This is a genomic window from Hephaestia sp. MAHUQ-44 (genome assembly GCF_023806085.1).
Lineage (GTDB): Bacteria > Pseudomonadota > Alphaproteobacteria > Sphingomonadales > Sphingomonadaceae > Sphingomonas.
Genome location: NZ_JAMSLX010000004.1, coordinates 124,487 through 150,428, shown reverse-complemented (window position 1 = coordinate 150,428; position 25,942 = coordinate 124,487). Strand labels below are relative to the sequence as shown.

At 66.5% G+C, this 25,942-nt stretch carries 18 protein-coding genes; 3 read left to right on the top strand and 15 right to left on the bottom strand.

The genetic code is table 11. The features are described from left to right. Positions 1-82: 82 nt before the first annotated feature. Genes lldD through NFE57_RS06065 form a run of 11 tightly spaced genes read right to left on the bottom strand, consistent with a single transcriptional unit; the run spans position 83 to position 12,274 of the window. A complete protein-coding gene (gene lldD, locus NFE57_RS06115; protein ID WP_252134689.1) occupies positions 83-1,243 on the bottom strand; it encodes an FMN-dependent L-lactate dehydrogenase LldD in 1,161 nt (386 codons plus the stop codon). Next, entirely contained in the window at positions 1,240-2,001 is a 762-nt protein-coding gene (lra1, locus tag NFE57_RS06110) for an L-rhamnose 1-dehydrogenase Lra1 (RefSeq protein WP_252134688.1), read from the bottom strand. Before lra1 ends, lldD begins: the two co-directional genes overlap by 4 nt. Next, complete coding sequence (locus tag NFE57_RS06105) at positions 1,985-4,057, bottom strand: beta-galactosidase (protein ID WP_252134687.1); 2,073 nt, start codon at positions 4,055-4,057, stop codon at positions 1,985-1,987. Before NFE57_RS06105 ends, lra1 begins: the two co-directional genes overlap by 17 nt. Continuing rightward, the gene (locus NFE57_RS06100) at positions 4,054-4,782 is read right to left on the bottom strand and encodes an SDR family oxidoreductase (RefSeq protein ID WP_353653871.1); all 729 of its coding nucleotides are present in this window, start codon (positions 4,780-4,782) and stop codon (positions 4,054-4,056) included. The genes NFE57_RS06105 and NFE57_RS06100 overlap by 4 nt, the downstream gene beginning before the upstream one ends. Before the next feature lie 14 nt (positions 4,783-4,796). Then, positions 4,797-5,858 (bottom strand): Gfo/Idh/MocA family protein, encoded by a 1,062-nt coding sequence (locus NFE57_RS06095; RefSeq protein ID WP_252134685.1) that lies wholly within the window; start codon positions 5,856-5,858, stop codon positions 4,797-4,799. Beyond that, entirely contained in the window at positions 5,855-7,045 is a 1,191-nt protein-coding gene (locus NFE57_RS06090; RefSeq protein WP_252134684.1) for an extracellular solute-binding protein, read from the bottom strand. The genes NFE57_RS06095 and NFE57_RS06090 overlap by 4 nt, the downstream gene beginning before the upstream one ends. Continuing rightward, positions 7,042-8,181 carry an ABC transporter permease gene (locus NFE57_RS06085; protein ID WP_252134683.1) on the bottom strand — a complete coding sequence of 380 codons (1,140 nt, stop codon included), beginning with the start codon at positions 8,179-8,181 and terminating at the stop codon, positions 7,042-7,044. Before NFE57_RS06085 ends, NFE57_RS06090 begins: the two co-directional genes overlap by 4 nt. Beyond that, positions 8,178-9,659 (bottom strand): sugar ABC transporter ATP-binding protein, encoded by a 1,482-nt coding sequence (locus tag NFE57_RS06080; protein ID WP_252134682.1) that lies wholly within the window; start codon positions 9,657-9,659, stop codon positions 8,178-8,180. Before NFE57_RS06080 ends, NFE57_RS06085 begins: the two co-directional genes overlap by 4 nt. After that, positions 9,653-10,648: a sugar ABC transporter substrate-binding protein gene (locus tag NFE57_RS06075; RefSeq protein WP_252134681.1), complete on the bottom strand. Its 996-nt coding sequence runs from the start codon at positions 10,646-10,648 to the stop codon at positions 9,653-9,655. Before NFE57_RS06075 ends, NFE57_RS06080 begins: the two co-directional genes overlap by 7 nt. Positions 10,649-10,650: 2 nt before the next feature. Continuing rightward, a complete protein-coding gene (locus tag NFE57_RS06070) occupies positions 10,651-11,103 on the bottom strand; it encodes a MaoC/PaaZ C-terminal domain-containing protein (protein WP_252134680.1) in 453 nt (150 codons plus the stop codon). Continuing rightward, entirely contained in the window at positions 11,093-12,274 is a 1,182-nt protein-coding gene (locus tag NFE57_RS06065; RefSeq protein WP_252134679.1) for a CaiB/BaiF CoA transferase family protein, read from the bottom strand. Before NFE57_RS06065 ends, NFE57_RS06070 begins: the two co-directional genes overlap by 11 nt. 104 nt (positions 12,275-12,378) lie before the next feature. Here NFE57_RS06065 and NFE57_RS06060 point away from each other — a divergent pair, with 104 nt between their 5' ends. Genes NFE57_RS06060 through NFE57_RS06050 form a run of 3 tightly spaced genes read left to right on the top strand, consistent with a single transcriptional unit; the run spans position 12,379 to position 18,686 of the window. Beyond that, complete coding sequence (locus NFE57_RS06060) at positions 12,379-13,482, top strand: extracellular solute-binding protein (RefSeq protein ID WP_252134678.1); 1,104 nt, start codon at positions 12,379-12,381, stop codon at positions 13,480-13,482. Further along, the gene (locus tag NFE57_RS06055) at positions 13,479-14,597 is read left to right on the top strand and encodes a CaiB/BaiF CoA transferase family protein (protein ID WP_252134677.1); all 1,119 of its coding nucleotides are present in this window, start codon (positions 13,479-13,481) and stop codon (positions 14,595-14,597) included. Before NFE57_RS06060 ends, NFE57_RS06055 begins: the two co-directional genes overlap by 4 nt. A gap of 18 nt (positions 14,598-14,615) precedes the next feature. After that, positions 14,616-18,686, top strand: coding sequence for a glycosyl hydrolase (locus NFE57_RS06050; RefSeq protein WP_252134676.1), 4,071 nt, complete (start codon positions 14,616-14,618; stop codon positions 18,684-18,686). Between the two features lie 130 nt (positions 18,687-18,816). Here the strand turns inward: NFE57_RS06050 and NFE57_RS06045 are convergent, their stop codons facing one another. The 4 genes from NFE57_RS06045 to NFE57_RS06030 form a co-directional block, all read right to left on the bottom strand. Continuing rightward, complete coding sequence (locus NFE57_RS06045; protein WP_252134675.1) at positions 18,817-20,643, bottom strand: beta-L-arabinofuranosidase domain-containing protein; 1,827 nt, start codon at positions 20,641-20,643, stop codon at positions 18,817-18,819. Continuing rightward, entirely contained in the window at positions 20,640-22,046 is a 1,407-nt protein-coding gene (locus NFE57_RS06040) for a glycoside hydrolase family 140 protein (protein ID WP_252134674.1), read from the bottom strand. The genes NFE57_RS06045 and NFE57_RS06040 overlap by 4 nt, the downstream gene beginning before the upstream one ends. A 5-nt stretch (positions 22,047-22,051) precedes the next feature. Then, a complete protein-coding gene (locus tag NFE57_RS06035; RefSeq protein ID WP_252134673.1) occupies positions 22,052-23,101 on the bottom strand; it encodes a glycoside hydrolase family protein in 1,050 nt (349 codons plus the stop codon). A 150-nt stretch (positions 23,102-23,251) separates the two neighbouring features. Beyond that, entirely contained in the window at positions 23,252-25,834 is a 2,583-nt protein-coding gene (locus tag NFE57_RS06030) for a TonB-dependent receptor (RefSeq protein WP_252134672.1), read from the bottom strand. Positions 25,835-25,942 lie beyond the last annotated feature (108 nt).

The window sequence follows — 25,942 nt, the reverse complement described above, 5'->3', positions numbered from 1 at the left end:
ATATTATATCTATCGTGGTCGCGTCGCAGCCATGCCCCGGCTCGGCGCTACACGACGATGACGCTCGTCACCCCTCATCGACTCATCCGCCGTGCCGCTGCGTGGCCAGAATCGTCCGATCGATTTTGGCGATGCTGGTGGCGCCGGTCAGCGTCATCGCAACGCGCATTTCGGCTTCGATCAAGCTGAGCATATGGGTCACTCCGGCCTCGCCGCGCGCTGCGAGCGCATAGGCCCAGATCCGGCCGAGCAGCACACCCTTCGCGCCCAAGGCGAGCATCCGCACGACATCAAGCCCCGATCGGATACCGCCATCGGCCAGCACCGTCAGCCGATCCGCCACCGCGTCGGCGATCGGCGGCAGCGCCTGCGCCGACGACAGCACACCATCGAGCTGGCGCCCGCCATGGTTCGACACGATGATGCCATCGGCACCGATCGCCGCGGCCTCACGCGCATCCTCAGGATCGAGAATACCCTTGATGATCAGCGGCCCGTCCCATTCGGCGCGGATGAAATCGAGATCCTTCCACGAGATCGACGGATCGAAATTGTTGCCCATCCAGGCGAAGAAATCCTCCAGCCCCGATTTTTCGCCGAGCACTGGCGCGACATTGCCCAGACTGTGCGGACGACCGTTGACGCCGACATCCCACGCCCAGCCGGGGCGCTTGACCGCCTGCCACGTCCGCCGCATCGCGCCGAACATGCCCGCAGCACCTGCCAGCCCCGAGCGATAATCGCGATAGCGCGTACCCGGCACCGGCATATCGACGGTGAACACCAGCGCGGTGCAGCCCAGCGCCTTGGCCTTAGCGAGCAGCGTACGCATGAACGCGCGATCGCGGATCATGTAGAGCTGGAACCAGAACGGCTCGGTGGTGCCCGCCGCCACTTCGTCGAGCGGACACGCCGATACGGTCGACAGGCAGAAGGGGATGCCCTTGGCCTCGGCCGCGCGCGCGGCTTGCACCTCGCCGCGCCGCGCATTCATGCCGGCGAGGCCGATCGGTGCGAGCGCCACCGGCAGCGCCATTTTCTGCCCGAACAATTCGGTCGACAGATCGAGCCCCGAGGCATCGGTGAGCACGCGCTGGCGAAGCGCAACCGCCCGGAGATCGGCGACGTTGCGCTTGAGCGTCACCTCGTCATACGACCCCCCGTCGATATATTCGAACAGGAAGTGCGGCAGCCGCCGTTTCGCCAGCGTGCGATAGTCGAGCGTGGAGGCGGCTTTGCTCATTGGAGGTTCACGAACATGCCGCCGTCGACCAGCATCGACGCACCGGTGACATAGCGCGCGAGATCGGAGGCGAGGAACACCGTGGGGCCGACCAGATCGTCGGGCGCGCCAAGACGGCCCAGCGGGATCCGCTTTTCCATGTACGTTCGCTTGTCCGTATCCGCGAGATCGTCCTTGTTGATGTCGGTCAGGATGGTGCCCGGCAGCAGCGCGTTGCAGCGGATGCCGTGCTTGCCCAGCGCGATCGCGCACGATTGCATCAGCGACAGCACGCCCGCCTTGGTCGGCGTATAATGCGTCTGATATTCGCCGCCGACCAGCGCCGAGATCGACGACATCGCGATGATCGACCCGCCGTCGCCCTGCTTCACCATCTGGTTCGCCGCGGCCTGGACCATGAAATAGGCGCCGTGCATGTTGACGCGCATCGTCCGCTCGAACGTCTCGACGGGCATATCGAGAAAGGCGTGGAACGGGCAGATGCCGGCGTTGTTGACGAACGCGTCGACACGCCCCAGCGCCGCCACCGCGCCCTCGACGAACGCGGTTGCGGTCGCTGGCTCGGCAACATCGCCCTGGATCGCGACGGCCTTGCGCCCCAGTGCCTCGATCGCGGCGACGGCGGCAGCCGCACCGGCGGTATCACGGCCGAAATTGATGGCGACGTCGGCGCCGTGGCGCGCGCAGCCGATCGCGACCGCGCGGCCGATCCCCGCCGACGCGCCGGTGACGAGAACGACCTTATTTTCGAGCAGCATCGGAAACCCTTTCTGAAAGAACGGCGACGCCTTCGGGCGCCAGCGTCAGCGTGGAGACCTTACCCTTGCCGAGCACATCGGCCATCGGCCGCGGCAGCGCGACCGAGCGGGTCTCACGCCCATGGTTGATGAGGATGAAGACGCGGCGGTCCTTGCCCTCGCGGGTCATCAGTTCGACGTCCTCGGGCATCGCGAAATCGCGCGCCACCCCGGCGTGCGTCAGCGCGCCGTCGATCAATTGCTTCATCACCTTGTCGTCGACCAGCGCGCCGACATAGGTGATCGTGCCCTTGCCGACGCTGCGGCGGATGACTGCGGGGCGCCCGTCGAGCCAGCCATTGCTCTTGCCGTAGGTGAGCATTGTTTCGGTATCGGGCGCGGTCGCGGCCAGCCGCTCGGCCCAGATCGTCGCCGTGCCGTCACCCACCGCCACCGTTTCGTCGAGCGCGTAATATTGCTCGACGTGGCCGCCGAGCAAGTCGGCGAGCGGCCCCGGCTGCCGGACCGGATCGAGGCGGTTGTACTCGTCCTTCATCCCCGAGCGCGGCCCGAGGATGAGGTTGCCGCCGGATTTGACATAAGCGGCGAATTTCGCCGCTTGTTCGTCGGTGATGATGTTCAGGCTCGGCGCGACGACCAGCTTGTAGCGATCTAGCGGCCCGGCCGCCTCGACGATATCGACCGCGCCCAGCGCGTCCTTGAGCGGCCGGTAATAATCGAGCAGCACTCCGATCTGGTCGTAATCCTTGTGCTGCATCTGGAAATCGATCGCCCAGCGGCTCGGATAATCCTGAAGGATCGCCACCGGCGACACCGGATGCGTGCCCGCGAGCACCGGCGAGGCCTTGGCCATGTCGCGCCCGATCTGGACGACTTCGTCATAGACCGGCAGCGGCTTGCCATCGGCGCCGAGCAGCGAGCCGTGGAGCGTCTCCTGCCCGTTGAGCGCGTTGCGCCACTGCCAATAAAGGATGCCGTCGGAGCCGTGCCCGATCGCCTGCCACGCCATCGCCCGCGTCTCGCCGGGATAGAGCATGTTGCTGACCGGCGCCCAGTTCACGAAGCCGGGCTGGATTTCCATCACCCAGAAATTCTTGCGCTTCCACCCGCGCACCAGATCGTGCGAGGCGCCGTTGCGATAGGCCTGCAAATGGCCGGTGCCGACGTAATTGTCCCACGAGGTGAAATCGAGATCGCGGTTGATTTCGTAGCGATCGAACTTGTTGGCCCAGCCGAGCCCGCCCAGATTGGTGGTGATGAATTGCGACGGCGCCACGCGCGCGCGCAGCACATCGAGCTGGTTCTTCTGAAAATCGACCCATTGGCTGGTGATGAAGCGCTTCTGCTCGAGCATCAGCCCCGGATTGCCCTTCTCGGTATTGAAGGGCACCTGATCCCAGGCGTTATAGGTCTGCGACCAATAATCGGTGGTCCACGCCGCGTTGAGCTTGTCGAGCGTGCCAAAGCGCTGCTTGAGCCACGCAACCCACGCACCCTGCGCATCGGGATCATAGCTTTCGTCGGTATATTCGTTGCCGATCTGCCAGCCCATGACGTTGGGTTCGTGCCCCAGCGCGTCCGCCATATGCGACACGATGTCGCGGCTGAACTGCCGGTACAGTTTGGACGAGATCGAGAACTGGCGACGCCCGCCGTGGCCGAGCCGCTTGCCGTCACCGTCGATGCGCAGCACCTCGGGATATTTCTGCGTCATCCACGCCGGCGGCGTATCGGTGGGGGTGCCGATCACGACCTTGATGTCGTATTTGGCCGCGAGGCGAACCGCGCGGACCAGCCAGCTCATGTCATACGCGCCTTCGGTGGGCTCCATCCGGCTCCATGCGAATTCGCCGATCCGCACGACGTTGGCGCCGTGCGCCTTCATCAGCCGCAGGTCTTCGGCCCAGCGTTCCTCGGGCCATTGCTCGGGATACCAGGCCGAGCCGAGCCACAACCGGTCGAACTGCTGCTGCCCGGCCGGCGCGACCGTATCCGCCGCCACGGGCAGCGGCGCCGCGAGCATCAGCGCGGCGGTCGCGAGCAACAGTCGCTTCATATCGACCATCCGCCGTCGATATTGTGGATCTGGCCGGTCGTATAGGTCGCCCCGGCGAGGTAGACGACGAGATCGGCGATCTCCTCGGGCGTGCCGATCCGGCCGATCGGCTGGCGCGCGACGAACGCCGCGCGGGTGGCCTCGTAATCGCCTTGCTCGGCCAGCCGCTCGTTGAGTGACGGCGTTTCGACCGTGCCCGGGCAGATCGCGTTGCAGCGGATGCCCTGGCCGACATAATCGGCGGCGATCGCCTTGGTGAGCCCGATCACCGCCGCCTTGGTAACGCCGTAGACGAAGCGGTTGGGCACGCCCTTCACGCTGGAAGCGACCGAGGCCATGTTGATGATTGCGCCATCGCCCTTCGCGAGCATCCCCGGCAGCACCGCGCGGCACATCCGCGTCATCGCCTTGACGTTGAGTTCATAGGCGAAATCGAGATCGGCATCGGTCGCCTCGAGCAACCCGCCGCCATGGACCACGCCCGCGCAGTTGAAGAGGATGTCGATATCGCCCGCGCCGCCGACCACCGAGGCGATCGCGGCGGGATCGAGCACGTCGAGCCGAAGCGTGGTGATGGTATCGCTCGCGAGGCCTTCAAGCGCCGCCGCGTTGATGTCGGTCGCGATCACGCGGGCGCCGGCGGCCGCCAGCGCGAGCACCGACGAGCGGCCGATGCCCTGCGCGGCGGCGGTCACAAGCGCAGTCTTGCCGGAAAGATGTGTCACGTGGAGTCCTTCGTTCATTCGGTGGGAATCGGGAAAGCGGGCTGGGCAGCCGCGCGGTAACAGGCTTCGACCAGCGCCATCGTCTTCCAGCCATCCTCGACTGCGGTCGCAAGGCGATCGTCCTCGCCCGCGGCGAAGCGCTGGAGATTGGCCATCGGGCCGATAAAGGCGTCGGGGAACCACGCCCCGTCGAGCGGAACCTGTTCCCAGGGGCCACCACGGCGCGCGAACCACAGTTCGTCGGGTTCGCCGGTCGGGTAATCGAGCAGCAGCCCGAGCTTGACCATCATCGCGCCCTCGCTGCCCTCGATGCGGAACGACGCGTCCTGAAAGCGGCGACCGAAATCGTGGTGATGGTTGATCGACAGCGTCGCGCGCAGCGGCGCGTCATAATCGAGGATCGCCGTGGTGCGCGTATCCGACAACTGGCTCGACGGGTGTGCATAGCTGCGCGCGAACACGCCCTTGGGGTCGCCCGCCAGCGCGCGGATAGTGTCGAGATAATGGATCGAGTGCGACACGATCTCGACACGCGGATTGGGAATCAGATGCGGGAACAGATGCCACGGCGTGACGAGGTTGAGATGGACCTCGATCTCGACCAGCTCGCCAAGCTGCCCGCGCGCGATCGCATCGGCCACCGCGAGCATCATCGCCGAATAGCGCAGCTGGAAATTGACCGAGGCGGTCAGCCGCCGTGCGCGGCACACGTCGCGGATCGCGCTGGCGTCGGCGAGATCGAGCCCCATCGGCTTTTGCAGCAGCACCGCCGCCCCTTCGGGCAGCGCCGAAAGGATAGCGACATGCGCGACCGGCGGCGCGGCGACATCGAACACCGCGTCGGCGGCAGCCGCCTGTTCGAGCGTGTCGAACACCGTCTCGATGCCCCATTCGCCCGCCAGCGCTTCGGCACGCGCACGATCCTGATCGTACAACCCGGCAACGGCAAAGCCCGCCTTGCGATAGGCGGGCAGATGCGCGTCCTTGACGATCCCGCCGGTGCCGATGACCACGATCGGCCGGGGCTGCGACGGCATCGGCCAATGTTGGCGCAAGGACTGGCCCGGCGTGCTCATGCCAGCGCCTCGGCGCGCGCCTGTGCCTGCGCGAGCAGATTGGCGGTGGGCGCATCGCCCGTCACCGCGGCGGTCAGCATGTCGTCGACGATGTGCGACATCTCGGCGAGCTTCGGCGTCAGCGGCATTTCGCGGGCATGTTCGTGCAGCCAGTCGAGCCGGTGATAATAAGGCACGTCGCCATTGACCTCGGGATCGGCCCAGGTCGATTTGCGCACCCCGATCGCGCCTTCGGTGGTGGTGAGCTTGTCCATCGGCGCGGTCGCGCAGTGGCGCAGGAAATCCCACGCCAGTTGCTTGCGCGGCGAACCGCTGCCGATCGTCAGCACCCAGAACACGTTGAGCGAGACGCTGCGCCCGCCCGGCCCGGCAGGCAAGGGCGCAACATCGACCAGCCCCTTCACGCGACTGTCGGGCGACGTATCGGCATAAGCGGCGAAGCCGAACCAGTTCGCCATCAACGCGACCTTGCCCTCGGCGAACAGCAGCCCCGATTTGACGCTGTCGAGGTCGCGTGCGCCCGGCGCCATCGCACTGCTATCCGCCGCGAGCATCCGCAGGAAATCGAGCGCCTGATGCGCCTGGGGCGAGGTGAACGCGGGGCGGCCATCGGCGGTGAACGGCTCGCCGCCGCGCGACCAGATGTGGATGCAGAAATCGTAGAAGCTGTTGTGCCCATCGGGGAACAGCGCGAGCACGGTGCCATATTGGTCGCGATCGGGCGCGTGCAGCGCGCGCGCCGCAGCGTGGAACTCATCCCATGTCGCGGGCACCGCGATGCCGGCGGCGTCGAGCAGATCCTTGCGATAGATCAGGCATTCGGGGCCGTCGTGATAGGGCATCCCCCAGAAGCCACCACCAAAGCGCTGCATCGTCGTGAGCGACGGGCTCCACGCCTCGGGAAAATCGGCGACGGGCGCGCGGGCCATGTGCGGCGTCAAATCCTCCAGCAAGCCATCGGCCTGCGCCTCGGCGAGCCAATCGGTCGCCATGAACGCGATGTCCCAGGCGCCGGTCGCGAGGCCGCGCGTGCCGATCGCCGCTTCGTGCAATGGGTTCAGATCCATCGCCACCGCTTCCAACCGCGCGTCGGCGCCGGTCGTCGCGACGAAATCGGCGAACTGCTTCTGGATGGCGCTTTCGAACGGATCGAACTTGCGGACGGCGATGCGCAGCGTCTCGGTCATGCCGCCACCTCAGCGGGCGTCACCTCGGGCGTGGTCGGGCGGGCGCGGCGACGTTCCGCGCCGAGCGTGTAGATCGCGGCGGCCGCGACGACGACCACGCCCTCGATCAGCCCCTGATAATTGGCGCCGAGATTGAGGATGTTGAAGCCGTTGGTCAGCGTGAACAGCAGCAAGGCGCCGACCACCGTCTTGACCACGCTGCCCGCGCCGCCGAACAGCGAGGTGCCGCCGAGGATCGCCGCGGCGATCACGGTCAGTTCGGTGCCCTGAAGCGCGGTCGGGTTGATCGCGCCGAGCCGGCAGCCGAACAGCACGCCCGCGAAACCGGCCGCAACGCTCGACAGCACGAACGCGCCGAGCCGATAGGCATGGACGTTGATCCCCGACAGCCGCGCGGCCTCGGGATTGCCGCCCACCGCATAGAGGCGGCGGCCGATCACGGTGAAGCCGAGCACGAACCAGAGCAACGCGGTGAACCCGGCGAGATAGACCACCGGTGCCGCCACATTGAAACCGGCGCCCGCCACCAGCGCGAGCGCGCCGAGCACCGCGCCGCCCACCGCCACGAACGGCCGCCGCTTGACCAGCCCGAGCACGACCAACGCCGCCCCCAGCGCCAACAACGGCCAGAACAGCGGCACGCGCGTGCTCTCAAACGCGAGCATCTGCGCCAGCACCTCGGGCTGCTCGACCATCAGCGAGCGGCCGTCGGTGAGAATCAGCACCAGCCCGCGTACCGCGGTCAGCGTGCCCAGCGTGACGATGAACGCATTGATCCCGACGAACTGGACGATCGCGCCGTTGATGAGGCCGATCGTCGCGGCGACCGCCAAAGCCGCAAAAGCGGCGGGCACGAACCCGATCTGCCCCGCCAGCCCGACCAGCACCGCCGCCGCCAGCGCGGCCACCGACGCCACCGACAGATCGAACGCGCCGGTAATAAGCATCACCGTCATCGCGACGCCCATGATCCCGACCAGCGACGCCTGATAAGCGATGTTGCCGAGGTTCTGCCCCGACAGATAGGGCGGCAGCCCGCGCGCCGCCGCAAGCGCGGCAAGCACGCCGAGCAACAGCAGCAAGGCATAATAGACGCCCGCCTCACGCAGGCTGAAGATACGTCGCCAGTCGGTCATGCAGCGGCTCCCAGAGGGGCGCCGCCCCCGGTCATGAGGATAAGATCGGATTCGGTGCTCGTCGCCGGATCGGCCTCGCCGATCACCGCGCCATCGCGCAGCACCAGCAACCGATCGCAGATCGCGAGCAGTTCCTCGAACTCGGACGAGACGAGGATCACGGGCAGGCCGTCATCGGCAAGGGTGCGCACGAGACGGAGGATGTCGGTACGCGCGCCGATGTCGATCCCGGCGGTGGGCTCATCGAGCAGCAGCACGCGCGTGGTCGGTGCCAGCCATTTGGCGATCACCACCTTTTGCGCGTTGCCGCCCGAAAGCTCGCCCGGCAGTGCATCGGCGCCCGGCGTCTTGATCGCCAGCCGTTCGATCGCGGCCTCGGCGGCAACACGATCGGCCTCGACATCGAACAACAGCCCGGTGGCGTGCGGGAGGGCGATGTTTTCGGCGAGCGTCAGCAAGGGCACATAGCCCTGGCTCGCGCGATCCTCGGGCACCAGCGCGATCCCGGCGGCGACCGCCTCGTCGGGCCAGCGCCCCACCGGCGCGCCATCGAGCAGCACCGCGCCCGTCGCCGCCGGATCGGCACCGAAGATCGCGTGCAGCAATTCGCTTCGCCCCGAACCCAGCGTTCCCGCGAGCCCGAGGATTTCGCCCGCGCGCAGCGTCAGACTGGTCGGCGCGAGCTTGCCCGGCGAGGCGACATCGCGCAGCTCGAGCACCGGCGCCCCCGGCGTCCGCGCGACCGCGGGGCGTTCGAGCGCGGTCACCGATCGGCCCGCGATCGCGGCGGCAATCGCCTGCGGCTCAAGCCCGGCGGTCTCGGCATGAAGCACGGTGCGGCCATCGCGCAGCACCGTCACTTCGTCGGTCAGCGCCATGATCTCGTCGATGAAATGCGAGACGAACAATACCGCTTTGCCCTCGGCGGCGAGGCGACGGATCGTCGCATAGACGCGCTCGCGCTCGTGCCCGGCGAGCGACGCGGTGGGCTCGTCCATCACCACGACCTCGGCGCCAGAGGCCAGCGCCTGCGTGATCGCCACCATCTGCCGCGCGCCGATCGGCAGCTCGCCGACGGGCGTATCGAGCGGGAACGGCGTGCCCAGCGACGCGACCAGCGACGCAATCCGCGCGCGCGCATCGGCGCGCCGGCGCCGCCAGCCGCCATCGTCGAGCAGGATATTCTCGAGCGCGCTCAGCGTCGGCACCAGCGGGATGTGCTGGTAAATCGTCGCGACTCCCGCCGCCTTGGCACCGCGCGGGGTCGACCAGCGCACGACCTGATCGTCGCGCCGAATCGTCCCGGCGGTCGGCGCGAGCGCGCCCGCCAGAATCTTGATCAGCGTCGATTTGCCCGCACCGTTCGCACCGAGCAGACCGTGGACACGGCCCGGCGCCAGCACCAGATCGACCCCGCGCAGCGCAACGGTGCCGTTGGGGAAGGTCTTGGCGATTCCTTCGAGGCTGAGCGTCACCATTGGCCGACACACGCATCGACATTGGCGCGGGTGACCGCCGGGATCGGATAGGTACGGAAGCGCGGGCCCGCTTGCGGCGCGTGCAGCGCCTCGAACGCGAGCGCACCCAGCGCCTCGGGCTTGAAACAAACGGTGCCGTCCACCGCGCCCGCCTTGATCGAGGCGACCGCGAGCTTCGAGCCGCCGACGCCGATCAGCCGCGCGTGCGACCCTGCGGCGCGCACCGCGCGGGCACAACCAATCACCATGTCGTCGGCCTCGTTGAACAGCAGATCGATGTCGGGCTGCGCGGCAAGGATGTTCTGGCACGCCGCCTCGCCACCCTGCGCCGTCCAATTGCCGGGCTGTGACGCGACGATCGTGTAGCGGACGCCCGCCTTTTCCAGGCCCTGCCGGAAACCGCGCGCGCGCTGCTCGACCTCGGGGAAGCCGGCCGCGCCCTCGATCACCGCGATCCGCGCCGGGCGGTCGCGCGGTAGCAACCGGGCCGCGAGCGTACCCGCCGCTTCGCCCGCCGCCACTTCATCCTGCGAGGCAAGCGCGACCAGACCGGGATAGACATCGTCGATCGCCCGCGTGCGCGGATCGCCGACCAGCGCGGCCACCGCCGCCACCGGCACGCCCGCGCGGCCGATGCGATCGACCCAGCCTTGCGCGACCACCGAATCGAGCGGCATGATCGCGATGCCCTTCACGCCCTGCGCAACCAGATCGTCGATGTCATTGGCCTGCTTCTGCACGCTGCCCTTGGCGTCGAGCACCACCGGCGTCGCCCCGGTACGCACCGCGGCATCGCTGAATCCCTTGGCGATCGCGGCGGCGAAGGGATAGCTCAGCCCCACCGTCGACAGCCCGTACCGCGGCCCACCGGCAACCGCGGCCGCCGTCGGGGCGTCGGCGCGCGCGGCATGGCGCAGCGACACCAACGCAGTGATCGCCGCCGCAACGACGATCGCCCAGAGAAGCAGGGGAAGCGGGCGCCAGCGCATGATCAGGCGAGCGGCTGCCGCCGCGTGACGAGATAGAGATGCTCGCACGCCAGCACGGTATCGCCGTTCTGGTTGCGGATATCGACCTTCTCGGTGACGACGCCGTGGCCCGCGCGCTTGGGATGATCGCGCTTGTCGGCGATCGTCGTGATCGTCGTGATCGTGTCGCCGATATGCACCGGGCGGATGAAACGCATCCGATCATAACCGTACGACATGGCGTGCGGATTGATCGTGGTCGCGGTGAGGCCGATGCCGATCGAAAAGATCATCGTACCATGCGCGATGCGCTGGCCGATATCCTGCGTCGCACACCAGACGGCATCCATATGGTGCGGGAAGAAATCGCCGGTGTGGCCGGCATGGACGACGAAATCGGTTTCGGTGATCGTGCGCCCGAAACTGGTGCGCGACGCACCGATCTCATATTCCTCGAAATATTGTTCAACGATCATCGCTGGCCTCCATCAGGGCGGTGTCGGCGCCGAGCCGTGGGGCGGCGCGCTCGTTGGTAAGAATACGGCCATCGACGCGGATCGGGCAGCGCGTCAACGTCAGCGCTTCACCGTCCGGCGAACGGACCTGCTGCGTGGCCTCGAGCGCGGCAAACGCCGGATCGGCGGTAAAGGCGGGCCAATCGTTGACCGGCGCCGCCCAGATCCCCGCAGGCTCGAGCCGATCGAGCCAATAACGGGTCGCCTGCGTCGCGAGATGATCGCGCAGCAACGCCTTGATCGCGTCACGATCGGCGAACCAGCGATCGGATGGGAAGCCCGCAAGCGCAGGGCAATCCACCACCTCGGCAAGCCGATCGACCGGGCACATCGCGATCGCGAGATGACCGTCGGCGGTGCCGTAAATGCCATAAGGCGCGGCGAGATAGAGATTGGCATTGGCGACCGCGCTGCGCGCGGGCATTGCATCGTCGCGATTGAGATAGACCGCCAAATGCTCGAATTGCAGGTCGATCGCGGTCTCGATCAGGCTGACATCGACGCGCCCACCCTGCCCGGTCACCCCGCGCCGCACCAGCAGCGCGAGAATCCCCTGCGCGAGCTGCGCGCCCGCCATCATATCGGTGATCGACAGCCCCGCGGGCACCGGCGGCCCATCGGCATCGCCCGACAGCCAGGCGATCCCCGACAGCGACTGGACCAGCAGATCCTGCCCCGGCCGATCGCGCCACGGGCCGACCGGGCCATAACCGCTGACGCCGGCATAGATCAGCCGCGGATTGAGCGCCGACAGCGCGTCCCAGCCGAGCCCCAGCCGCTCCATGATACCGGGCCGGAAATTGTGGATCAGCACGTCAGCCCCAGCGATCAGCGCGCGCACCCTGGCCAGATCGCCGGCATCCTTCAGATCGGCGGCGACCGACAGCTTGCCGCGATTGATCGCGTGGAACAGCGCGCTGTCCCGGTCGAACGCGAGATCGGCGAGGTAGAGGTTGCGGCTGGCATCGCCGCCATCGGGGCGCTCGACTTTGATCACACGCGCACCGAGATCACCAAGCCGCAGCGCACACGCAGGGCCGGCGAGAAACTGGCTGAAGTCGAGCACCGTCACGCCGGAGAGCGGCATGACGAAACCGCTGTCGGGCGGGCTGTCCTGCGGGGCCACGGTCATGCGCGCGTCGATCCTCATTAGTATGTTTATATGATATTTCTTCCCAAGAGCTATGCTGCGCGTTAGGAGACGAGTCAACCGGTATCGGGAGCAGGAGAAAGCAGATGCGGGGAATGACGTGGGACCATCCGCGCGGCTACGATCCGCTGGCGGCCGCGTCGGAAGCGTGGGCGAAAGCAGGGGGTGAAGCAATCACCTGGGACCGCCGTTCGCTCCAGGATTTCGAAAGCTATCCGGTCGAGGAACTGGCGCGTCGTTACGATCTGATCGTGATCGATCATCCGCATGTCGGGCAGGTTGCCGACGCCGGCTGCCTCGCCCCGCTCGACACGCTGTGCGATGCCGACGCACTCGCCGAGATCGCCGCCGGGTCGGTCGGCGGATCGTACCAAAGCTATGCCTGGGCCGGGCATCAATGGGCGCTGCCGATCGACGCGGCCGCACAGGTTCAGGCGTGGGTGCCGGGCCGGATCGCGAGCCCGCCCGCCGATTGGGATGCGGTAACCGCGCTTGCCCGCGACGGGCGATTGGCGCTGGCGCTGCGCCCGCCGCATTCGCTGATGTCGCTGTTCACGCTGAGCGGCTTGATGGGCGTCACGCTGCCGGTCGAGGGCGATATCTTGTTCCCCGATGCCGCGCGCGCCGCCTATGAGCGCCTCGCCGATCTCGCTGCGCTGGTTGGTCCCGATGCCTATGCACACGATCCGATCGCGATCCTCGAGGCGATGGCGCTTCCCGACGCGCGAATCGCGGTATCGCCGCTGATCTATGGCTATATGAGCTATGCGCTTGCCGATTTCCGCCCGACCCGAATCGCGTTCGCCGATCTGCCGTCGGCCAATCCGACGGGCTCGGCGCTCGGCGGCACCGGGATCGCCGTGTCGGCGTTGGGCGCGGCGCCCGCCGCGGCCGCACGCTTCGCGCAATGGGTGGCAAGCGGCCTGGTCCAGCGCGGGCTCTATGCCGCCGCCGGTGGCCAGCCTGCGCACGCCGATGCGTGGAGCGACGCCGCGGTGAACGCCGAGGTCATCGGTTTTTACGCGGAGACGCGCGCGACGCTCGATCGCGCCTGGCTGCGTCCGCGCCACGACGGTTACATGGCGTTCCAGCACGCCGCTTCCGAACGGCTCAATGTTGCGCTGCGCGCGGAGGAAGGCGCCGCCTCGGCGCTGGCCGCGCTCAACGAACTGTTCCGGAACCGCCGATGACGGCGTCATGCCCGCTCGACGGGCTCCTCGTCATCGATATGGCGCAATTCCTGTCGGGGCCGTCGGCCGCGCTCAGGCTCGGCGATCTCGGTGCGCGCGTCATCAAGATCGAGCGGCCGGAGACAGGCGATATCTGCCGCACGCTCTATCTCTCCGATACCGATGTCGACGGCGCCTCGACGCTGTTTCACGCGATCAATCGCGGCAAGGAAAGCATCGCACTCGATTACAAGCACGCCCCCGATCGCGCCGCATTGCTGCACCTCGCGGCGCGCGCGGACGTGGTGATCCAGAATTTTCGTCCCGGCGTTGCCGATCGGCTCGGCGTCGGCGCTGCGGCGTTGCGCGCGGTCAATCCCCGGCTCGTGGTGGGCACGATCAGCGGCTATGGCGAGGACGGCCCCTGGGTCGACTTGCCGGGGCAGGATCTGCTGGCGCAGGCGCTGTCGGGCGCGATGTGGCTCAACGGCGATGCCGATGACGGGCCCAAGGCAGTGGGGCTGTCGATCGCCGACATGCTCGCGGGCCATGTGCTGGTCGAAGGCGTGCTCGCGGCGCTGGTGCGGCGCGGTATCACCGGGCAGGGCGCGCTGGTCGAAACCAGCCTGATCGAGGCGCTGGTCGATTACCAGTTCGAGGTGCTGACCACGCATCTCAACGATGGCGGTCTGCTCCCGCGCCGCGCGGCGGTGGACAATGCCCATGCCTATCTGGGGGCGCCCTATGGCGTCTATCGGACCATGGATGGCTGGCTCGCCCTGGCGATGATGCCGCTCGATCGGCTCGCGCCGCTGCTCGCGCTCGATCTGGGCGGCGATCCCTTTGCCGATCGCGACGCGATCAAGGCGCGCATCGCCGAGCGCATCGCCCAGCAGACCACCGACGCATGGATGCAAGCGCTACGCGCGCACGACATCTGGTGTGCGCCGGTGCTCGACTGGCCTGCCCTGCTCGCCTCCGACGCGTTCGCGCGGCTCGGGATGCTCCAGCAGGCAGGGCCGGTCACCACCACGCGCGCGCCGCTGCGCATCGACGGCGCGCGCGCAAGCAATCCCGCCGGAGCACCGGCGATCGATCAACATGGCGCCGCGATCCGGCGCGAATTCAACCTTTAAAAGACGCAGGAGTCGATAATGAGAGCGATCGGACGATGGACGACGGGTAGCGCGCTGGCGGTGCTGGCGATGACGGCGGCAACCGCGCAGGACCGCGCCGCTGCTCCCGCCCCCGCCCCGTCGGCGGCACCCGACGCCGAAACCTTCCGCAATCCGCCGATGAGCGCGCGGCCGGGCACCTTCTATCACTGGATGAACGGCAACGTCACCAAGGAGGGCCTCGACTCCGACCTTACCGGGATGCGCGACATCGGCCTCGGCGGCGCGATGATGTTCGACGGCAGCAGCGACGTGCCCAAGGGGCCGGTCGATTATATGAGCCCGCACTGGCTCGATTTGATGACGCACATGGCGTCCAAGGCCGGCGAACTCGGGCTTGAGGTCGGGGTGCACAACGCACCGGGCTGGTCGTCGAGCGGCGGACCGTGGGTCACGCCCGCGCTGTCGATGCAGCAGATCGTCTGGACCGAAACCACCGTCGCCGGCGGCAAGCCGCTGTCGGTCAAGCTCGCCCGGCCCTATGCCAAGCGCGATTATTATCGCGACGCGTTCGTGATCGCCTTCCCGGCATCGCAGGGCGACGAAAGCTATTACCGTGAGCGAGTCGCCTCGATGCGCGTGGGTGCCGGGGTTTCGGCCGCCACGCTGACCGACCGCAATCTCAATACCGTCACCGAGATCGCGCCGGGTACGCCGCTGATCGTCACGATGAAAGCACCCTTCACCGCCCGCGCCGTCACGCTCTACGGCGCACACGACGCCGTTTTTTCCGCGACGATCGAGGCATCGGACGATGGCGTCCAGTGGCGGCCGGTGGGCAAGGTATCGGTCGGCCGCGAACGCGGGATCGAATCGCCCGGCTCGCTCAACTTCCCGGCGGTCACTGCCCGCCATTTCCGGATCACGCCGACGACCAAGGCGATGCTCGCCGAGGCGCTGTTCTACGCCAGCCCCCGGATCGACGATTGGGGCATGAAGGGCGAACATGCGTTCGAGATGGCCGCCGATCCCGCACGGCACGCCACCGACAGCGATACGCGCGATGCGATCGACCCCAACAAGGTGATCGACATCACCGACAAGCTCGCGGCCGACGGCACGCTACGCTGGACGCCCCCGGCCGGGCGCTGGACGGTGATGCGCTTCGGCCACACCAGCACCGGCCATATCAACGTCGCCGCATCCGATGCCGGGCGCGGGCTCGAGATCGACAAGCTGAGTGCGGCGGCGGTCGATTATCAATTCGACAACAGCGTCGGCAAGATGGCGAAAGCGGCGGGATCGCTCGTCGGCAAGTCGTTCAACATGGCCATGATCGACAGTTTCGAAGCTGGCCTGCAAAACTGGACGCCGACGCTGCCGCATGATTTCGCGGCCCGCAACGATTATGACATCCGGCCCTATCTGCCGGCGCTGACGGGCCGCATCGTCGGCGATCGCGATACATCGGATCGCTTCCTGTTCGATTTCCGCCGCACGCTGGCCGATATGATGGTCGACAATTATTACGGCCGGATGCAGCAGCGGGCGAACGAGGCCGGGCTGCGCTTCTTCGTCGAAGGCTATGGCCCCGGCGCGTTCGACGCGTTGCAGGTCTCTGGCCGCGCGCAGATTCCGACGAGCGAATTCTGGTCGCGCACGCCATGGACCGACAACCGCACCGTCAAGATGGTCGCCTCCGCCGCGCACGTCTACGGCAAGAACGTGATCGCCGCCGAAGCCTTCACCGGCGAGGCGGAAACCAGCCGCTGGCAGGATTTTCCTTATTCGATGAAGACGCTGGGCGATCAGATGTTCGCGCTCGGGGTCAACCAGATCCTGTTCCACCGGGCGGCGCATCAGCCCAATCCCAAGGCGGCACCGGGCATGGTGATGGGGCCGTGGGGCATCAACCTCGACCGCTCGAACACCTGGTTCGGCCAGGGGCGGCCGTGGATCGATTACCTCACCCGCGCGCAATATATGCTGCGCCAGGGCACCTATGTCGCCGATCTGCTCTATTTCGTCGGCGAGGATAGCCCCAACCAGTCCGAATATGTCCGCCCCGACGTGGGGCCCGATACCAACCCCAAGATCGGCGTCCATTTCGATCCCAAGGTACCCGCGGGCTATCAATACGATCTCGTCAACGCCGAGGTGCTGCTCACGCGCGCGCGGATCGAGGACGGGCGGATCGTGCTCGCCAACGGCGCCAGCTACCGGATGCTGGTGATCCCCGACGGTATCGATGGCATGACCCCGACGCTCGCCGCCAAGCTGCGCGAATTCGTCGATCAGGGCATGGCGATCATGGGATCGCGCCCGGCGCATCCGATGACGCTGGCCGGCAAGACCGATGGCGACACCGCGTTCCACGCCGCGGTTCAGGCGGTGTGGGGCGACGGCGAACCCGATCGCCACGTCGGCAAGGGCCGTGTGTTCGCCTCGGGCCCGGTCGGCGAGGCCCTCGCCAAGATCGGCGTCGTGCCCGATGCACAATGCACGACCGCGCACCCCGGCGGTCAGGTAGTGTGGATGCACCGCGCGCTCGATGCGAGCGATATGTATTTCGTCGCCAACCGGGAGCGCCGCGCGGAGACGATCAGCTGCACCTTCCGGGTCGGCGATGCCGCCCCGGCGCTATGGGATGCCGAAACCGGGACGATCAGCCACCCTGCCCTGTTCGAGAGCAACGCGACGACGACGCGGGTCGTGTTCGATCTGGCGCCGGCGGGTTCGACCTTCGTGATGCTCGATCGCGCGCCGAAGGCCGCCGGCATGGCGTGGGCGGCCAAGGACGGCAAGCGCTTCGCCGACGTGACCGCGCCCGCCCCCACGCCCGCGGCCGCGCCGCGCGACAGCTTCACGATCTCGGGCTGGGCCAAGCCGGACATCGACCTGCGGCTGATGCCCGACGAATCGATCGACGGGCGGATCAACGAAACCGGCAAGAACTATCTCGTGTCGGCGCGGTCGGGCCATGACATCCACGGCGAAGGTACCGCCATCGCCGGGCTCGCGATCGGGCGCAACGGCGCGTTCGTGATCGAGCGCGTCTCCGCGGATAAGGTCCCCGCGGTCTTGGTCAGCCATCAGCCCCTGTCGGGCTGGACGCACGTCGCGCTGGTCTATGACGGCGGCACGCCGCATCTGTACCTGAACGGCACGCTGGTCCGCTCCGGGCTCAAGAGCGGCCGCCCGGTGTTCGCGGGCGGCGGCGATCCCGCTGCTCCCAATGGCGTCACCTATTTCTTCGAGGGCAACGCCACTCCGCTCCGCACCGATGCGCGCGTGCTGAGCGCGGCCGAGATCGCCGCCGAAGCCGCCGCCGGGCCGCCGGCAGCCGCGATCGCCCAGTCGCCTGCGGATCTGACCCGCACCGAGGATGGCGGCCTCAAGGCGCTGGTGTGGGAATCGGGTCGTTACACGACCAGCTCCGGTGCGCGGTTCACAGCCAAGGTGCCTGCGCCGCGCGTCGTCGAGGGCCCGTGGACGGTGGCCTTCGAGCCCGGCCGGGGGGCACCGGCGCAAACCGTGCTGCCCGAACTCGAGAGCCTCAGCCGCAACGCCGACGCGGGCATTCGCCACTTCGCCGGCACCGCGACCTATACGCGCTCGATCGACGTGCCCGCCGCGCTGCTGCGCAAGGGACGCCGGGTCTATCTCGATCTCGGCCGCGTCGAAGTGATCTCGGACGTCACGATCAACGGCCAGAAGCTGGGGATCACCTGGAAGGAACCGTATCGCGTCGACATCACCGACGTCGTGCGGGCCGGCGCCAACAGCGTCTCGCTCGAGGTCGCCAATCTGTGGACCAACCGGCTGATCGCCGATGCGGCCTTGCCCGAGGAAGGCAATTTCGTCGACGCCGAATGGCCGGTGGGTGAGCGCTTCTCGGCCGACGGCAAGACCAAGACGCCGATCATGGCGCGCAAGATCACCGAGCTGCCCGATTGGTACAAGAAGGGTCAGGCCAAGCCCGCCGGTGGCCGCGTCGCCTTTGCGCCCTGGAATTTCTATTCCAAGGACGAGGCGCTGGTCGATTCGGGGCTGCTCGGGCCGGTCCGGGTCGTGTTCGCCGACGAGGTCACGGTCAAGCCGCGGAAGTAAGCGTCCGGGGCCGGCCGCCATCGTCACGGCGATGGCAGCCGGCCCCGAGCACGACCTGCCGACAAACAAGAAACGGCGGCGCGAGATAATCGCGCCGCCGTTTCTTGTTTCCGCCTGGGAGCCGTCCGGGTCAGGTGACCGAGAAGTAGCTCACATATTCCTCGTCATGCAGATAGGCGAACGGCCGCAGCCGCAGCGTGCCCGCGGTGGCCTCCAGCGTCCATTGCGGCGGGCCGGACGATACCTGCTTGAGCGTCTCGAACGCGCGGCGCGGAATGCCTCCTTGCGGGCCGATGCCGTGGAGCACCAGTGGCCCGCGCAGCAACGCGCACAGATTGGGATGCTCGGCGTCGATCGGCTGGAGCCGCACCGTCATCGGCAGGTCGATCGTCACCCGATCGCCCTCGCGCCACACGCGGTCGATCGTGGCGAAGCTGCCCGCGTCGGCGGCACCTGCAAAACGCTCGCCGTTGATGCTGATCGTCGCCCCGCCGGTCGCCCAGCCCGGCACGCGCAAGCGCAGCACGAACCGCGTCGGGCGCGAGACCGACAGCGCCAGCGTCGATTGCGAACCGACCGGATAATCGGTGCGCTGTTCGAGCGCGACCTTGGCGCCGCCTTGCGTCCACGCCACGCGCGACGGCAGATAGAGGTTCACATAGACGCCGTCGGTATCGTGCAGATAGGCGCTGATCGCATAATCGTTGACGACCTGCGGCAGCGTGCCCGCGCAGCACGGCCATTTGGCGCCGTAATAGATCTTCTTGCCGGTATGGAGCTTATAATCCGAATAATAAAAGGCGCTGCCGTCAGCCAGGAGCGGCATCGCACCGAGCACGGTGTTGTAGAACACGCGCTCCATGCTGTCGCCATAATGCGGATCCTTGGTAATCCGCAGCAGATAGCGGGTCAGCTTGAAGTGCGCATAGGCGCCGCACACCGTCTCGAAGCTCGACTTGAAATTGCGGAACAGCGTTTCGGCCAGTTCGCCCGAGCCCGGCTTGATGAAGAATTCGCCCGGCCCCCAGCCGCCCGACGCCCAGCTCTGCTCCTCGATCATTCGGAATGCATTGGTGACCGCGGTCAGATATTTCTCGTCGCCGAGCGTCAGATACGCCTGCACCCCCGAACACAGCGCGTTGACGTGGCTATAAGCGTGCAGGCCCGGCAGCACGTTCTGGTCGGCCGCGAGCGGATCGAAGAAGCTATCGTCCATCAGGAACTGTTGGGCAATCGCCTTGTAGCGCGCGTCGCCGCTGCGCCGCCAGGCGAGGAACTGGTTCTCGGGGATCGTGTAGCTCTCGTCGTTGGTCCGCCGCATCTTGCGCGCGATCTGCTCGTCGCGGTTGAGCGCCTTTTCGGGCAAGCGGGGATGGACGAGATCGGTGACGCGGTTGAGCAGCGGCCAGGCGTGGCGATAGCCCGCATGTTCGGCGGCATCGACGCAGCCGCACACCATCTTGTCGTAGAAATAGGCGCCTTCGCCCCACGGGCCGGCGAGCATCCCGCCGTCGCCCGCGACGGTGAGCGCATAGCCATCGAGCAACCGGCCGACCTTGTCACGCGCGGCCTTCGATCCCGTGGTTTTGGCATAACGCGACAGCCCCGACACCCATTGACCGAAAATGCCGCCGCCACCGCCACCGTGCTGCCCATCGTACCAGCCGCCCATATCGAGGCCGGGCGCGGGCAGCTTCGCCTCGCGCCGGAACACCTTGAGCAGATTGTCCTCGGGCACGGTCTGGACGACCGCCATCGTCATCTCGCGCTGCGTCAGCGCGGGGCCTTCGAGCAGATCCACCTGATCGTAATCGAACTCACCGAGCGTACGCACGCCGCCGGGCTGCAGATAGGGATCGCGCGTCGCCGTTGCCGCGGCGGCATTCGCGACGCCCGCGTAAATGGGCGTCGACGCCAGCGCCGAGGCACCCATCAACATCGTGCGGCGTGAAATCATGGAAGCCTCTTGGTCTTGCTATCGTCGAGCAGCAGCACCCAGTCGTTGCCGGGCGCGGGCGTGCCGGGCGGCACGAAGCGCCGCTCGCCACGATTGGCGATGGTGCCGATCGGCTGGGTCGCGCCGGTCTGCGGCGAATACCAGGCCGCGCGGAGCTGCTGGCCCTCGATCGCGCCGAGCCGGACCCGGAACGAGCGACCGGTATAGCTGTACGCCATCATGTAATCGCGCCCGCGCGTCGCGAGCACGCGCTCATAGCGCTCGCCATTATCCAGAATCAGCGACTGATCGGGCACGCGCTCGAAATAGGGGCGCGACAGCATCAACGTCTTGAGATGCCGCATCTGCGTGGCGCCGGGCGCGTCGAGCGCCTCGTCCCAACGCAACGCGGCCCCATAAGATGGCTTGTCGCGGCCGGGCACGAACATCTGCATGACGCTGTTTTCGCCATAGGTATGCCCCATCGCCCCGGCGAACACACCCCACCACGCATAACGGCGCGCATCGGCGGCGCCCCAGCGCGGCGCGGTCACGTCGTGCAGCCCATAAGGGATGTTTTCGTACGACGGCTCGCCGTCGATCGTCGGCTTGACCGGCCCGAGCGCCAGATCCTCGGCGACGAAGCGCCAGTTATCTTCGCTGCGTGCGCCAGGCTCTTCCTGATCGTAGCTCTTGTGGCCCGATTGGAACATGTTGAAATCGAGCCACGCCTCGCGGTGGAAGGTCCACGACGAATCGGTGCGGCCGAACGGATGGAAGGTCATCAGATGCCGCGGGTCGATCAGCTTGATCGTGCGGCCCAGCGTCTGCCACATCTCAGTGTGTTCATCGGCAAGCGTGTCGCCGCCGTTGAGCCAGATGATGTTGGGATGCTTGCCGTAGCGCTCGGCAAGAAAGCGACCATAAACGGCGGCGCTCGCCGGCGTCACCTTGCCGGTCGCGGTGACCGAGCCCCAGACGGGCACCAGCGCCAGATACAATCCATGCGCCGCCGCACGCTCAACCGCCCAGTCGAGATGGTCCCAATAATCATATTCGCCCGGCCGTGCGGGATCGCTGCCCGGGGTGACGATCGGCCGCGCCGGATCGCCGTCTTCGAGCGCGACCGCGCCATAGCGGCTGCGCATCTCGGCGGTGTGGATCACCATCACCTGGATGACGTTGAAGCCCTGCGCCGCGCGCTTGGCATAATATTGCTCGGTCTCCTCACGCGTGAGGCGCGAGAGCATCAGCCAGCCGGTATCGCCCATCCAGAAGAACGGCTTGCCGTCGGCGCTGAGATAGCGCCCTTCGGCCGAGACGTTGAGCCACGGCATCGGCGCGGGGTCAGCCGCGGCGGGGGCCCCCATCGCCGCCGCCGGAAACGCCGCGATCGTGGCGGCCAGCGCGAGACGGCGCAACATCCGGCTTACCATGGTTTCGACCGCGCGATCGTTACGCCGCGATCCTCGTCGGGATATTGCCCCGCGACCGCCGCGTAGAAATGATAGAGCGCGCCGTCGTGATAGATCACCGACGGTTTGTGCGCGTGGGTTTCATCGATGCTGCCGGGGGCGCCACGGTCGATCATCGGCTCGGCGACCTTCTCGAACGCGAACGGAGTGCGCCCGATCGCGAGCAGATCGCGCGCGCCGCGCCGCGAGGTATAACCGTAATAATACATGATCCACTTGCCCTTGTGTCGAAACACGCTTGGGTTGGCGACGAACCGCGCATCGTTCGATCCGGGCTCGCCGACCTTGAGGATCGGGTTGCCGGCATGGCGCGTCCACGTCTTGAGATCGCGCGAGGTCGCCACCCCCATCTGTTCGAGCCAGGGCGTGTCGTGATTCTTGGCGTTGTAGAACAGATAATAAGTGCCGCGATCGCGGATCAGATACGAGCGATAGAGCCCGGCGCGCTCCCAATCGGCACCGTCTTCGGGCCGCAGGATCGGCGTATCGTCGCGCTCCCAGTTGATCAGGTCGTCGCTCCAGGCGAGACCGATCACGGCGGGGCCTTCTTCCATGCCGGGCTGCGGATAGGCATTCCAACTCGCCAGATAGCGGCCGTTGACCTTGATCGGCCGGCCCTTGGCGTGGAGATCGGGCTCGCGCAGGATCGACGACATCGCCACATTGTAGCGCGTGATCGGCGACGACAGGTCGCGCCCGAGCGCGAGGCCGCGCTTGCGCCAGGTAATCAGATCATCGGATTCGGCCAGCCCGGTTTGATAGCCGATGCCGTCGAAGCCGTAGAAATACATGTAGAAGCGGTCGGGACCGCGGATTACCAGCGGCGCATCGACGAATTTCGAATCGAATGCCGTGGGATCATCGGAACGGCTCACCACCAGCCGGCCCAATTTGTAGGGCGTCCGGTAGGGCGCGATATCGACCGCCGCGGGCCGTGCCAGCGCCGGAACGGCCGCCAACCCAACCCCCGCGCCCACCCCCGCGAGGAGCCCTCGCCGAGACATAAAAAAATCCCCCGCGACCGAAGCCGCGGGGGAGGTGTGGAGGGAATTAAAGCGTGAAACGGACACTAACCACCTGGATATCGTTGAAGCTTCATCGTCGCTGTCAAAATGGGCGGGCAGCCATATCGTTAAGCTGCCCGCCCCGTTTGATTACAGCTTGAAGCGGATGCCGGCCATGATCTGCCGGTCATCGATCGAGCGGCCATTCGGCCGGGTCGGCGAGCCATAATAAGTGAACTCACGCCGCTGCAGCAGATTGCTGCCCTCGAGCGTCACGGTGATCTGCTTGGTGATGTCGTAGCCGATCGACGCATCAAGCCAGCCATAGCCCTTGGTATAAACCGGCAGGAGTTCCGGAGCCACGCCGGCCCCGAGGCTCAGACCGTAGATGCTGCCCAGATATTTCGAGCGATAATTGTAGGCAACACGCGCCGACAGACCACCCTTCTCGTACAAGCCGGCAAGGTTGAAGCTGTGCTTCGAAAGGCCGGGCAACGGGGTCAGTTCCGTTGCGATGATCGCTGGCGTCGAGCTGTCGACATAGGTGTAGTTCGCCTGGATACCAAAACCGTTGAACGGGCCCGGCAGGAAGTCGAAGAACGTCTGACCACCGACTTCGAGGCCCTTGATCTCCCCGTTTTTGCCGTTGGTCGGCTGCGTGATGACGTATTCGATACCGTCGATCGTCTGCGTGTTACCATTGGTGAACACGAAGCCCTTCACCTTGCGGTAGAAGCCGGCGAGATACAGCGAGCCCGTGCCCGAGAAATAATATTCAAGCGAGGCATCGAGCGCGTCGGCGCGCAGCGGCTTCAGATTCGGGTTGCCGCCCGATCCCTGGCCCTGGGCCGGCACCAGCGTGAGCGCCGGCGACAGCTGGCTGAAGTTCGGCCGCGTCAGCGACTGCGACGCCGCGAGGCGAAGCTGGAGCTGATCGGTGAACCGCACGCGCATATTGGCGCTCGGCAGCACGCTCACATAATCGGTGCTGTAAATCGCAGGCTGAATCACACCGCCAACGCTCTGGTTGCCGTTGATATCAAGCTGCGTCTTGACCACGCGAACACCGACGTTGCCGTCGATCGGCAACGCGCCGCTGGTTCCGAATACCAGCTGAGCATAACCAGCCACGGTTTCCTCAGTCATATCGTAAACCGACTTCGGATCGACCGCCGGCTTGTTGGTCAGGCCGATCGCCTGCCGTACCTTTTCCCAATCTGCGGCGTTGCCGAGATTGGACGTGATCGCCGTCAGATAATCGTGCTCAAGCCGCGACGTCCCGCCGAAATAGTTTTTGAACGGCATCGATTCGAACAGGTCGGCAAACGGGGCAGCAGAGGTCCCGGCGGCCGGCGCCTGATAGAAGCGGATCGGATCGAACGACGTGCTGAGCTTCTGATAGCGAACGCCCGTCTTGAAATTCGTCAGGAAACCGCTGTCGATCTTGAAATCGCCGTCGACACGCCCGGCGTAGGAATCGCCCTTATAGTGGTTCTCGCTGCGCGTCAGCGGCCCGACAGTGTAATTGTTGATGTCGGACAGATCGATACCGCTGACCAGCGCCGAGGGCACCTTGCCGCTCGTGTCGATCGTCAACTTCGGCAGCACCGTGGCGAGATCGAGCTCCGAATAATAGAGCTCATTGGTCGACTTCTGGTACGTGAACTCAGCCGAAATCGACGATTCGCCAAAATGCTGCTTGGCACCAATCGAATATTGCTGGTTCTTGTCATAGGTATCGCGCTGGACACCATAGGTGGTGATCGGAACGTTGAGGAACGTCCCCGACTTGAAGTGATCCGTCCCATCGTAAAGGGTCACGCTGCCGGGCTCGACGGCGCGGCCGTTGGTCGGATTATTCAGCCCGCGCTGCTGCTGGAGCGAGCGGAATTCCTGATAGCCCGCCTCGGCGAAAATCTCGAGATCGGGGTTCGGCTTCCACTGGAACGCACCCTGAAGACCGATACGGCGACGCTTGCCGTTGATGAGCGGCTCATAATCACCATTGGGCGTATAAACCTTCTGCCCCGCGATGACATCGCTGCGCAGCGACGGCGCACCGTTCGAAATGACGTCCGAACGGAACGAACGCTCCTGGAACGAGCCGCTCAACAGCACACCCATCTCGCCGCCGCCGACATTCCAGCGATCGCTGATCAGCGCCGAAACCAGCGGGTCGACCTTCTTCGCGAGCGTCTCGTAGCGGCCACGAACGCTGCCGCTGAGGGCGAAACCGTCAAAATCGAGCGGCTTGCGCGTACGCAGGTCGATCACGCCGCCGATGCCGCCCTCGATCAGATCGGCCGTCGGCGTCTTGTAGACATCGATGCCGCCGAGCAATTCGGACGGGAAGTCCTGGAGATTGAAACCACGACCACCGCCAGCCGTGAAAATGTCACGACCGTTCATCGTGGTGAGGACCTGGGTGAGGCCACGAATCGCCACCGACCCGCCTTCACCGCGGTCGCGGCCGACCTGGATGCCGGAAATGCGCTGCAACGCTTCGGTGGTATTGCTGTCGGGCAGCTTGCCGATATCGTCGGCGACGATCGAATCGACGATCGCGTCGGCCGTGCGCTTGCGCTCCTGCGCCGATTCGAGGCTGGCGCGAATGCCGGTGACGACGATCGCGTCGTCGGCCTGATCGACCTCCTGGGCGAACGCCGTGGCGGACATGCCGCCGACAATTGCCAGGGTCGCTGCGCCGGTCAGGGCGCGGGTAATCACGTTCATTAGGAACCTCCCCACGAGAACTACAACTAAAGCTATTGGCGGCGTGTATATAATACTATTTTAGACGATCAAGCCCCAATGCCGACGTCCGCGCCCGCAGAAGCCCCC

What these genes read in the sequence shown, in the direction of transcription:
- NFE57_RS06040 (WP_252134674.1), bottom strand. Translation starts at nt 22,046, where the DNA reads ATGTTGCGCCGTCTCGCGCTGGCCGCCACGATCGCGGCGTTTCCGGCG.
- NFE57_RS06090 (WP_252134684.1), bottom strand. Translation starts at nt 7,045, where the DNA reads ATGACCGAGACGCTGCGCATCGCCGTCCGCAAGTTCGATCCGTTCGAA.
- NFE57_RS06065 (WP_252134679.1), bottom strand. Translation starts at nt 12,274, where the DNA reads ATGACCGTGGCCCCGCAGGACAGCCCGCCCGACAGCGGTTTCGTCATG.
- NFE57_RS06035 (WP_252134673.1), bottom strand. Translation starts at nt 23,101, where the DNA reads ATGTCTCGGCGAGGGCTCCTCGCGGGGGTGGGCGCGGGGGTTGGGTTG.
- lra1 (WP_252134688.1), bottom strand. Translation starts at nt 2,001, where the DNA reads ATGCTGCTCGAAAATAAGGTCGTTCTCGTCACCGGCGCGTCGGCGGGG.
- NFE57_RS06080 (WP_252134682.1), bottom strand. Translation starts at nt 9,659, where the DNA reads ATGGTGACGCTCAGCCTCGAAGGAATCGCCAAGACCTTCCCCAACGGC.
- NFE57_RS06105 (WP_252134687.1), bottom strand. Translation starts at nt 4,057, where the DNA reads ATGAAGCGACTGTTGCTCGCGACCGCCGCGCTGATGCTCGCGGCGCCG.
- lldD (WP_252134689.1), bottom strand. Translation starts at nt 1,243, where the DNA reads ATGAGCAAAGCCGCCTCCACGCTCGACTATCGCACGCTGGCGAAACGG.
- NFE57_RS06055 (WP_252134677.1), top strand. Translation starts at nt 13,479, where the DNA reads ATGACGGCGTCATGCCCGCTCGACGGGCTCCTCGTCATCGATATGGCG.
- NFE57_RS06030 (WP_252134672.1), bottom strand. Translation starts at nt 25,834, where the DNA reads ATGAACGTGATTACCCGCGCCCTGACCGGCGCAGCGACCCTGGCAATT.
- NFE57_RS06085 (WP_252134683.1), bottom strand. Translation starts at nt 8,181, where the DNA reads ATGACCGACTGGCGACGTATCTTCAGCCTGCGTGAGGCGGGCGTCTAT.
- NFE57_RS06075 (WP_252134681.1), bottom strand. Translation starts at nt 10,648, where the DNA reads ATGCGCTGGCGCCCGCTTCCCCTGCTTCTCTGGGCGATCGTCGTTGCG.
- NFE57_RS06070 (WP_252134680.1), bottom strand. Translation starts at nt 11,103, where the DNA reads ATGATCGTTGAACAATATTTCGAGGAATATGAGATCGGTGCGTCGCGC.
- NFE57_RS06060 (WP_252134678.1), top strand. Translation starts at nt 12,379, where the DNA reads ATGCGGGGAATGACGTGGGACCATCCGCGCGGCTACGATCCGCTGGCG.
- NFE57_RS06050 (WP_252134676.1), top strand. Translation starts at nt 14,616, where the DNA reads ATGAGAGCGATCGGACGATGGACGACGGGTAGCGCGCTGGCGGTGCTG.
- NFE57_RS06045 (WP_252134675.1), bottom strand. Translation starts at nt 20,643, where the DNA reads ATGATTTCACGCCGCACGATGTTGATGGGTGCCTCGGCGCTGGCGTCG.
- NFE57_RS06095 (WP_252134685.1), bottom strand. Translation starts at nt 5,858, where the DNA reads ATGAGCACGCCGGGCCAGTCCTTGCGCCAACATTGGCCGATGCCGTCG.